The 10,258-nt window shown below is 72.2% G+C and carries 9 protein-coding genes; 5 read left to right on the top strand and 4 right to left on the bottom strand.

The genetic code is table 11. The annotated features are described in order from the left end of the window. Window positions 1-47: 47 nt before the first annotated feature. Window positions 48-767, bottom strand: coding sequence for a hydrogen peroxide-dependent heme synthase (hemQ, locus tag ACWFR3_RS37400; RefSeq protein WP_453739156.1), 720 nt, complete (start codon window positions 765-767; stop codon window positions 48-50). 4 nt (window positions 768-771) lie between these two features. Then, complete coding sequence (hemG, locus tag ACWFR3_RS37395) at window positions 772-2,223, bottom strand: protoporphyrinogen oxidase (RefSeq protein WP_453739155.1); 1,452 nt, start codon at window positions 2,221-2,223, stop codon at window positions 772-774. A 141-nt stretch (window positions 2,224-2,364) separates the two neighbouring features. Here hemG and ACWFR3_RS37390 point away from each other — a divergent pair, with 141 nt between their 5' ends. Together ACWFR3_RS37390 and ACWFR3_RS37385 are read left to right on the top strand one after the other, a co-directional pair. Further along, window positions 2,365-3,318 carry a DUF4349 domain-containing protein gene (locus ACWFR3_RS37390; protein WP_453739154.1) on the top strand — a complete coding sequence of 318 codons (954 nt, stop codon included), beginning with the start codon at window positions 2,365-2,367 and terminating at the stop codon, window positions 3,316-3,318. 47 nt (window positions 3,319-3,365) lie between these two features. Further along, complete coding sequence (locus ACWFR3_RS37385; protein ID WP_453739153.1) at window positions 3,366-4,748, top strand: FAD-dependent oxidoreductase; 1,383 nt, start codon at window positions 3,366-3,368, stop codon at window positions 4,746-4,748. On the opposite strand, the gene ACWFR3_RS37380 is transcribed toward ACWFR3_RS37385, so the two are convergent. Next, window positions 4,745-5,749: a hypothetical protein gene (locus ACWFR3_RS37380; RefSeq protein ID WP_453739152.1), complete on the bottom strand. Its 1,005-nt coding sequence runs from the start codon at window positions 5,747-5,749 to the stop codon at window positions 4,745-4,747. The genes ACWFR3_RS37385 and ACWFR3_RS37380 overlap by 4 nt on opposite strands. Window positions 5,750-5,814: 65 nt before the next feature. Then, a complete protein-coding gene (hemE, locus tag ACWFR3_RS37375; protein WP_453739151.1) occupies window positions 5,815-6,894 on the bottom strand; it encodes a uroporphyrinogen decarboxylase in 1,080 nt (359 codons plus the stop codon). A gap of 120 nt (window positions 6,895-7,014) precedes the next feature. On the opposite strand from hemE, the gene ACWFR3_RS37370 reads away from it, so the two are divergent. From ACWFR3_RS37370 to ACWFR3_RS37360, 3 genes are all read left to right on the top strand, one after another. Next, the gene (locus ACWFR3_RS37370) at window positions 7,015-7,680 is read left to right on the top strand and encodes a DUF3000 domain-containing protein (protein ID WP_453739150.1); all 666 of its coding nucleotides are present in this window, start codon (window positions 7,015-7,017) and stop codon (window positions 7,678-7,680) included. A gap of 297 nt (window positions 7,681-7,977) precedes the next feature. Further along, window positions 7,978-8,640 (top strand): response regulator transcription factor, encoded by a 663-nt coding sequence (locus ACWFR3_RS37365; RefSeq protein ID WP_160507754.1) that lies wholly within the window; start codon window positions 7,978-7,980, stop codon window positions 8,638-8,640. Window positions 8,641-8,718: 78 nt separating this feature from the next. Then, entirely contained in the window at window positions 8,719-9,990 is a 1,272-nt protein-coding gene (locus ACWFR3_RS37360) for an HRDC domain-containing protein (protein WP_453739149.1), read from the top strand. Window positions 9,991-10,258: the final 268 nt, after the last annotated feature.

Genomic DNA, 10,258 nt, shown 5'->3' with positions numbered 1-10,258 from the left:
ACCGAATTTCGGTCGCCGCGCCCGCCCGGTGCGTGAAACGGGGAGGGTTACGCCAGGCCCGCCACGAGGTCCGCCACGGACTTGCGGCGGCCGGTGTAGAACGGGACCTCTTCGCGGACGTGCATGCGGGCCTCGGAGGCGCGCAGGTGCCGCATGAGGTCGACGATGCGGTACAGCTCGTCGGCCTCGAAGGCGAGCAGCCACTCGTAGTCGCCCAGGGAGAACGAGGCGACCGTGTTGGCGCGCACGTCGGGGTAGCCGCGGGCCATCATGCCGTGGTCCTTGAGCATGCGGCGACGGTCCTCGTCGGGCAGGAGGTACCAGTCGTAGGAGCGCACGAAGGGGTAGACGCTGATGTAGTTGCGCGGCGTCTCGTCGGCCAGGAAGGCCGGGATGTGCGACTTGTTGAACTCGGCGGGACGGTGCAGCGCCATGTTCGACCAGACCGGCTCCAGGGCGCGGCCCAGCTTGGTGCGGCGGAAGAGGTTGTAGGCCTCCTGCAGCTCGTCGGAGGTCTCGGCGTGCCACCAGATCATGACGTCGGCGTCGGCGCGCAGGCCCGAGACGTCGTACGTGCCGCGGACGGTGATGTCCTTGGCCGCGAGCTGGTCGAACAGCTCCTGGACCTCGTCAGCGTAGCCTGCGCGGTCCTCGGGGAGCACGTCACGCAGCTTGAAGACGGACCACAGCGTGTAGCGGATGACCTCGTTGAGGTCCTTGGCCTTCTTGCCCGCGTTCGGGCTCTTGGCGGGGGCGTCGTCACTCATGGCCCTATTCTCCTCCGCCGCCGTGCAGGCTCTGCACCGGGTTGGCGGTGAGCTGCTGCACACCGGCCAGGTCACCGCCCAGCTGGTCGACGGCCGCGTACGCGCTCGCGATGCAGGCGGGGATGCCCACGCCGTCGTACGCCGCTCCGCACACGGCCAGGCCCGGCAGCTTGCTCACGTGCTCGCGGACGCGGGCCACGCGCGCGTGGTGGCCGACGGGGTACTGCGGCAGGCCGTCGTGCCAGCGCGTGACGCGGGTGGCGACGGGCTCGGCGTCCAGGCCGGTGGCCGCGCGCAGGTCGCGCCGGGAGAGCGCGACGAGGTCGGCGTCGTCGCGCCCCAGGATCGCGCTTTCGCCGTACCGGCCCACCGACGTGCGCAGAACCAGCAGGTCGGGGTCCTCGTCGGCGATCCAGCCCCATTTGCGGGAGGCGAAGGTGGACGCCTTGATGGTGTGCCCGTCGACGGGCGGCACGAGAAAACCGCTGCCTTCGGGGAGGTCGGTCTCGCTGCGGCGGTAGGCGAGGGTCATCAGGGCCATGGAGGCGTACTCGACGCCCGCGAGCTCGGCAGCGGCGGCGGGTGCCTCGACGCCGAGCAGCGCGGCGGCGGCGTAGGCGGGCACGGCGACGACCACGGCATCGGCGTCGATGGTCTGCTCCCCCGCGGTGACCTGCCAGCCCTCCGGGGTGCGCCGCAGTTCGTCGACCGGGGTCCCGGTGCGGATCTCGCCGCCACGCGCGCGTACCGAATCGGCGACCGCGAGCGGCAGTTGGCCGACGCCGCCCTCGATGCCCATGAAGACGGGCCCGGTCTGCTGGTTCTGCGCGGCGCGGGCCTGGAGCGCGCGGACGCCCTCGGTGAGCGAGGCGTGCGTGCGGGCGGCCTCGAAGAGCTGCGGGACCGCCGAGCGCATCGAGATGCGGTAGGCGTCGCCCGCGTACACCCCGCCGAGCAGTGGCTCCACGAGGCGGTCGACGACCTCGCGGCCGAGGCGCGCGGCCACGTACTCGCCGACGGCGACATCTTCGCCGACCTCGGTGGGCGGCAGGTCACGGTCCTGCTCGATGCGGTGCAGGCCCTCGTCGGAGAGCACCCCGGAGAGGGCGGAAGCGTCACCGGGTACGCCCATCACGTGGCCCTTGGGCATCGGCCGCAGGGCCCCGCGCGTCCAGATCGCCGCGGTCGCCGTGGCGGGCGGCTGGAGCCGGTCGGTGAGGCCCACCTCGCGGGCGAGGGCGACGGCCTCGGGGCGGCGGGCCAGCATCGACTCGGCGCCGAGGTCGACGCGGACGCCCTCGATCTCGCCGGGGAGCAGCTTGCCGCCGAGCCGGTCGGAGGCTTCCAGGACGGTCACGCGGGCCCCGGTGTCGAGCAATCGGTGGGCGGCGGCCAGTCCGCCGATCCCGCCACCGATGACGACGACATGGCCCCTACGTGTGTCCGTTTCGCGCATGCCCCCACTCTACGAGCCGTGCTTCACGCGTCGTACGAGTCCCGACCGTGACCCCATCGGGACCGGTCGGACACCATCGTTTCGCCCCTCCCCGGCGTCAAAGGAGCACCAGTCACCAAAAACCTCGGGGGGTACGTCGAGATGCTCGCGTCCGGCACATCAAGGCACCGCACCGTCCAGGCACTCTCGGCCCTGCTGCTCGCGGCCGCCCTCGCGCTCACGGGGTGCAGCGCGGGAGGGGGCGACAGCGACGACGGCGGCAAGGCGGCGGGTTCCGCACAGGAGGACGTGGCGTCCGGCAACAAGGACGACAAGGGGATGGGCGGCGGCGGCCGGGCGGATCAGTCGGGCAAGAAGAAGCCGCCCGAGCTCACCGGCACGCACATCATCCGCACCGCCACCCTGACCGTCCGCGTGAAGGACGTGCCGAAGGCCCTGGACGAGGCGCGCGCGGCGGCCACCGACGCGGGCGGTGTCGTCGGCGACGAGACCACGGACCGCGACGACCGCGGCCACGAGCGCTCCCGCATCGTCCTGCGCGTCCCGCAGGACCAGTACGAGGAGGTCCTCACGTCGCTCGAAGGAACCGGCAAGCTGATCGAGCGCAAGGCCAAGGCGCAGGACGTCACCGACCAGGTCGTCGACGTCGACAGCCGCATCAAGTCGCAGCGTGCGAGCGTGGCCCGCGTACGGGAGCTGATGGACAAGGCGACGAAGCTGAGCGATGTCGTCACCCTGGAAGGGGAGCTGAGCTCGCGTCAGTCCGAACTGGAGGCGCTGCTCGCACAGCAGTCCTCGCTCAAGGACCGTACGAGCATGTCGACGATCACGCTCTCGCTGAGCGAGAGCGCCGTGAAGAAGGCGGTCGCGGACGATGACGACCCGACGTTCGTGGACGCGCTGTCCGGCGGCTGGAGCGCCTTCGTGACGATGCTGCGGTGGCTGGCGGTCGCCCTCGGCGCGATCCTGCCGTTCGTGGCGGTGGCGACGCTGCTGTTCCTGCTGTGGCAGCGCCTGGTGCGGCCCCGGCTGCCCCGTCGGCCGGCGGTGGCCGCGGCCCCCTCCGCACCGGCGCGCGAGGGCGACGACGACTAGAGGCTTCCAGCGGTCCGTCAACTGCCGCCGCGTCGTAGCGTGTCCGTATGAAGAGCGCGAGAGAGCGACTGGTGGTCATCGGGGGCGATGCGGCGGGCATGTCCGCCGCATCGCAGGCACGCAGGCTCAGGGGCCCGGAGGAGCTGGAGATCGTCGCGTTCGAGCGCGGCCACTTCACCTCGTACTCGGCCTGCGGCATCCCCTACTGGGTCGGCGGCGACGTCCCTTCGCGGGACGAGCTGATCGCGCGTTCGCCCGAGGAGCACCGGGCCCGCGACATCGATCTGCGGATGCGTACGGAGGTCGTGGAGATCGACGTCGGGGGCGGCCGGGTCCGCACCCGGGACCTGGAGTCGGGCGTCGAGGCCTGGACGGCGTACGACAAGCTCGTCATCGGCACCGGCGCCCGCCCGATCCGCCCGTCGCTGCCCGGCATCGACGCCCCCGGTGTGCACGGCGTGCAGACCCTGGACGACGGCCAGGCGCTCCTGGACACGCTGGCCCGCACGCCGGGCCGCAGGGCGGTCGTGATCGGCGCGGGCTACATCGGCGTCGAGATGGCCGAGGCCCTGATCCAGCGCCGCTACGAGGTCACGGTCGTCAACCGCGGCAAGGAGCCGATGTCGACGCTCGACCCGGACATGGGCCGTCTCGTCCATGACGCGATGTCCGGCATGGGCATCGAGATGGTGAACGACGCCGAGGTCACCAAGATCCTGACCGGTGACGACGGCCGGGTCAGGGCGGTGGCCACCGAGGACGCGGAGTATCCGGCGGACGTGGTGGTGCTCGGCATCGGCGTGCGCCCCGAGACGGAGCTCGCGAAGGCCGCGGGCCTGCCCGTAGGCGAGTACGGCGGCCTGCTCACGGATCTGGCGATGCGGGTGCGGGGGCACGAGAACATCTGGGCGGGCGGTGACTGCGTCGAGGTCCTCGACCTGGTCTCGGGCCGCGAGCGCCACATCGCGCTCGGCACCCACGCCAACAAGCACGGCCAGGTCATCGGCTCGAACGTGGGCGGCAGTTACGCGACGTTCCCCGGCGTCGTCGGCACGGCCGTCAGCAAGGTCTGCGACCTGGAGATCGCCCGCACGGGCCTGCGCGAGAAGGACGCACGGGCGGCGGGCCTGCAGTACGTGCCGGTGACCATCGAGTCGACGAGCCGCGCGGGCTACTACCCCGGCGCGGCCCTGATGACGGTGAAGATGCTCGCCGAGCGCCTCACGGGACGGCTGCTCGGCGTCCAGATCGTCGGCCGCGAGGGCGCGGGCAAGCGTGTCGACATCGCGGCCGTGGCCCTGACGGCCCGGATGACGGTGGACCAGATGACGGCGCTCGACCTCGGCTACGCACCGCCGTTCTCGCCGGTGTGGGACCCGGTCCTGGTGGCGGCGCGCAAGGCGGTGGCGGCGGTCAGGTCGGCGCGCTAGGTGGCTTTCGGGTTCTCCGGGGACCCCGCTCCGAAGAGGGCCTCGCGCCGCTCCCGAAGCCGCGCGAGGGTCTCGCGGGCGGTGGCCGCGGTGAACGCCGGGCACAGCAGGGCGTCCGGCGGGGCGCCCCAGCCGCTGGACATGCGCTCCAGATCGTAGAGCCGGCGTCCGGCGGGGCTGCTCAGGTGGAGGCCGACCCAGACGGCGTCCGGCCCGCTGCTCGGCAGGTCGGGATGCCCGACGTGCGCGCACCGTGCGTCGGAGAGATGGGAGAGGGCCGCTTCGAGTCCCGCGGCCAGATCGTCGAGGACCGACTTCGAGCGCATCATGTCGGAGACGGCGTACCAGGACACGGCCGTGGTGGCGATGACCAGCCCCGCGCGGTCGTCGGGGTCGGTGGCCCGGCCGAGCGCGTCACCGACGCAGGAGATCTCGGAGTCGACGTCGGTGCCGGGCCGGGGGTAGCCGTGCAGGACGGCCGAGAGCGACTCGATGTCCCGCTGGGTGTCCTCGGGAAGGCGCGGCGGGATGCCGGTGGCCGATCCGGGCTCGATGAAGTCCATGGCGATGCGCGCGAACCCGGCGACGTTGCGCGGGCAGAGCCACTCGTCGCGCGGGCGCTCGTCCTCGTCCCACTCGGCGCTCTCGTCGACGAGGTCCGCCACGAGATCGCGGAGCCAGAAGAGGTGGTCCTCCAGCTCGTCCTCGGCGTACGGATGCACTTCGTGGGCGCACGGCCGGTCCCTGAGCGCCTCGTCGGCCGCCCGCGCCGCGTCGAACACGGCGCCGGGAACGTCGTCGCCCGGCAGCCAGCCGACGTACGGCAGCATCATGACCAGGCCGAAGGTCCACTGATGTGCGCGCTCACCGCCGGGGTCCGCGGCGAGCGACCGTGCACATTCCAGGACGATCCGGTCCTTTGCCGCGTCTCCGTGGCGCTGGTAGTCGTCCTGGACCGAGCCCCAGACCTCGACGAGATCGCCGATCTCCACCGCGGACACGTCCCGTCCCCCTCCTCACCCGTCATATTCAGGCGAGATTTTCAGCCAACTGTGCGGCGGCCCCGTCAGCGGGCGGTCCGCGTGTGGACGTGCTCCACGAGCCGCGTCAGCGCGTCCGGGTCCGTGGTCGGCAGGACGCCGTGGCCGAGGTTGAAGATGTGCCCCTCGAGACCGGACGCGGCGTCCAGAACCTCGTCCGTCTTGGCCTCGATCGCCTCCCGCGTGGAGAAGAGGACCGCCGGGTCGAGGTTGCCCTGCAGCGCCTTGCCGGGACCGACCCGCCGCACGGCCTCGTCCATCGGCACGCGCCAGTCGACGCCGACGACATCGGCGCCCGCCTCGCCCATCGGACCGAGCAGTTCGCCCGTGCCGACACCGAAGTGGATGCGCGGCACTCCGTACGGGGCCACCGCCTCGAAGACCTTCTGCGACGCGGGCATCACCGAGCGCCGGTAGTCGGCGGGGGCAAGGGCGCCCACCCACGAGTCGAAGAGCTGCACGGCGCTCGCGCCCGCCTCGATCTGCACCTTCAGGAAGGCGCCGGTGATCTCCGCGAGCCGGTCGAGCAGGTCGGCCCACAGCTGCGGGTCGCCGTACATCAGGGCCTTGGTGTTCTCGTGGTTACGGCTCGGGCCGCCCTCCACGAGGTAGCTCGCGAGAGTGAAAGGTGCGCCGGCGAAGCCGATGAGCGGGGTGGACCCCAGCTCGGCCGTCAGCATGCCCATCGCCTCGGTCACGTAACTCACGTCGTCCGGCGTCAGATCCCGCAGCTGGGCGAGGTCGGCGCGCGAGCGGATGGGGTTGGCGACGACCGGGCCGATGCCCGGCTTGATGTCGAGGTCGATGCCGATGGCCTTGAGGGGGACGACGATGTCGCTGAAGTAGATCGCGGCGTCGACCTTGTGGCGGCGCACCGGCTGCAGCGTGATCTCGGTGACCAGCTCCGGCATCATGCAGGACTCCAGCATGGCCGTGCCCTCGCGCACCTTGCGGTACTCGGGCAGTGAGCGCCCCGCCTGCCGCATGAACCAGACCGGCGTGTGCGGCACGGGCTCGCGCCTGCAGGCCTTCATGAAGGCGGAGTCGTACGTCGCTGCGTTCGTCGCTGCGTTCTGCTGGCCCGCGGGGCTGTTGTTGGCGCTCACCCGGAAAGTCTCGCACGGGCCCGCGCGACCCCGTCCCGAGGGACACCCTGCCTTGACCGGGGCCCCCCGCACGGGTGTCCCTCCCTGCGCGAAGCCACCGTTCCCCTTAACCTTCCCCGCATGGCTGCGGCTCAGGGACAACGGTCGGACGGCGCTGGCGAGATGGAAAGTACGGAGGGGAAGGTGGCGGAATCGACTCCGTTGCCCTTTCGGGCGGCGGTCGAGGCGCTGCGCGGGGCACGGCTTCGGCCTGAGATCGAGATCGACCCGACGAAGCCGCCCAAGCGCCTGGCCCCCCATGCGTACGCCCTGGAGGCGGCGGTGGTCGAGGGCGACGAGGACCTCGCGGACGGACGTCTCGTCCTGCTGCACGATCCGGCGGGACACGACGCCTGGCAGGGCACCTTCCGCCTTGTCACGCTCGTCCGCGCGGAGTTGGAGCCGGAGATGGCCGCGGACCCGCTGCTCCCGGAGGTCTGCTGGTCCTGGCTGACGGGCGCGCTGCAGGCGCGCGGTCTGGCCTGCGGTGAGCCGAGCGGCACGGTCACGCGCGCGGGCTCGCACTACTTCGGGGGGCTCTCCGAGCGCACGCCGGCGTCCCAGATCGAGATCCGGGCGTCGTGGACGCCGCGCGAAGGGGCGGGCGGGGTGCCGGACACGGCGGCGCACCTCGCGGCGTGGTGCGATCTGCTCTGCCAGATCGCGGGGCTGCCGCCGGTGAACCAGAGCCACGGCGAGGGGTCCGTGGTGTCGCTGCCGCAGCGGCGGGGGCCGCAGACGCCGTGACCGGGGGTCGGGCCTGCGGCGGTTGAGGGGGCCGAGGGGCCGACGGGCCGGGAGGGCTGAAGCGCGCCGGACGGGACCGGACGGTCACGCGGATGAGCGATTCTGAACGACTGCGATTCGGGTTGATCTTCGGATGATCGATCACACGTCCGAATGGTCCGAATTGTTACTCACCAAATCGTGATCATTCTCTAAAGGCGGACGGGTTTGATGCCGAAGAGGTTGGTGACCTTGACAGCACGGTTCGTCCCGGCTTAATCCCCGAGCCGGATTGCGTCCCGCACCCCAGGAGGCCTGGTGTCCGTTCTCCTCGAGCAGCCTGCAAGCCTGGTCGCCTACCGCCCGAACAAGCCGACCGCCATGGTCGTCGTGGCCGACCCCCGCGTACGCTCCACCGTCACCCGCCACCTGTGGGCCCTCGGTGTACGCGACGTGATCGAGGCCTCGTCGATCGCGGAGGCTCGTCCCCGCATCGGCAACCCCCGTGACATCTGCGTCGCAGACGTCCACCTCCCCGACGGCTCCGGCCTGACTCTCCTCTCCGAAACCCGTGCGGCGGGCTGGCCGAACGGCCTCGCCCTCTCCGCCGCCGATGACATCGGTGCCGTACGCAACGCCCTCGCGGGCGGCGTGAAGGGCTACGTCGTCACCGGCACCCGCAACAATGTCGGTCTCCCCACCCGTCCCGGCGCCGCGCCCATCGGCTCGGCCGCCGCCCGAATGCACCGCCGCCCGCCGGGCGCCCCGAGCCACCCCGGCGGCTATCGCGAGCTGTCCGGCCGTGAGGTGGAGGTTCTCCGGCTCGTCGCGGAGGGCCAGTCGAACAAGGCCATCGGCGTCTCGATGGGCCTGTCCGCCCTGACCGTGAAGAGCCACCTCGCCCGGATCGCACGCAAGCTCGGCACGGGTGACCGGGCCGGGATGGTGGCGGTGGCTCTGCGCACCGGAATCATCCACTGACTGATTTACACCCCTCGCACGCCCGTCGACGGAACGTTCCGTCGACGGGCGCTGTGCATACACAGATACCCTTGACAGGTGACCGACGCCCAAGAGACCGCAGCAGACAGTTCACTGCGAACCACCGGAGGCGGCCCTCCGGACGACGTCGAAACGGCGCCGATCCCATTGGACGAGCCGCGCGACGGCATCCCCCCGGTGGTCGCGGACGCGACCGCCCTCGCCGAGGTGATCGCCGCGTTCGCGGCAGGCAGTGGCCCCGTGGCCGTGGACGCCGAACGTGCGTCCGGCTATCGGTACGGCCAGCGTGCCTATCTCGTGCAGCTGCGCAGGGAGGGCGCGGGCAGCACGTTGATCGACCCCGTCGCCTGCCCCGACCTCTCGCAGCTGGGCGAGGCGATCTCCGATGCGGAGTGGGTGCTGCACGCCGCCACGCAGGATCTGCCCTGCCTCCGCGAAATAGGCATGATCCCCACCAGCATCTTCGACACCGAGCTCGCCGGGCGCCTCGCCGGTTTCCCGCGGGTCGGCCTCGGCGCGATGGTCGAGGGCGTACTCGGCTTCGTCCTGGAGAAGGGCCACTCGGCCGTCGACTGGTCGACGCGCCCGCTGCCCGACCCCTGGCTGCGGTACGCGGCGCTCGACGTCGAGCTGCTCGTGGACCTGCGGGACGCGCTTGAGAAGGAGCTCGACCGGCAGGGCAAACTGGAGTGGGCCCGCGAGGAGTTCGACGCGATCGCCTCCGCGCCGCCGGCGCCGCCGCGGGTCGACCCCTGGCGCCGCACCTCGGGCATGCACAAGGTGCGCCGCCGCCGTCAGATGGCGGTCGTACGGGAGCTGTGGAACGCCCGCGACAAGGTGGCCCAGCGGCGGGACGTGTCGCCCGGCAAGGTGCTCAGTGACGGCGCGATCGTGGAGGCGGCGCTGGGGCTGCCGCCCAACGTGCACGCGCTCGCCGGGCTCACCGGCTTCGGGCACCGGATGGGGCGGCGTCAGCTGGAGCAGTGGCAGGCCGCGGTGGACCGGGCCAAGGCCCTGCCCGACTCCGAGCTTCCGCAGCCCGGGCAGGCCGTGTCCGGGCCGCCGCCGCCCCGCTCCTGGGCGGACCGCGACCCCGCTGCCGCGGCTCGGCTCTCCGCTTCGCGGGCGGCGGTCTCGGCGCTGGCCGAGGAGCTGAACATGCCGCAGGAGAACCTGATCACTCCGGACACGGTCCGGCGCGTCTGCTGGGAGCCTCCGGCTCAGGTGGAACCGGATTCCGTGGCCGCGGCGCTCGCCTCGCACGGGGCGCGCCAGTGGCAGATCACCCAGGTCACTCCGGCCCTGGTGACGGCCCTCACGACGGACTGACCTGTCCGCGGGGCGGTGCCTTGCCGGCGCGGCCGTGCCCCGCAGTGGGGGGTGGCCCTGCCGTCGCGGGCTGATCCGCCGCTGCGCGGCGGATGTCTCCCACCCACCCACCCGTTTACCCCGCGTTGCGAGGTGAAGGGGCGGGTGGGTGGTTCGCGTTGCGGTGCCGCCTGGCGGGGGCGGCTGCTCCTACGGCCCTGGGGGATGCGGGACACCCGGGCGGGCGGACGGGACAGCGGCCGCCCCACCGAACCGGTGGACGCCGGGC

The organism is Streptomyces sp. NPDC055189, from assembly GCF_053606765.1.
Note: the sequence above shows the minus strand (reverse complement) of the source record. Positions and strands in the feature narration are given on the sequence as shown.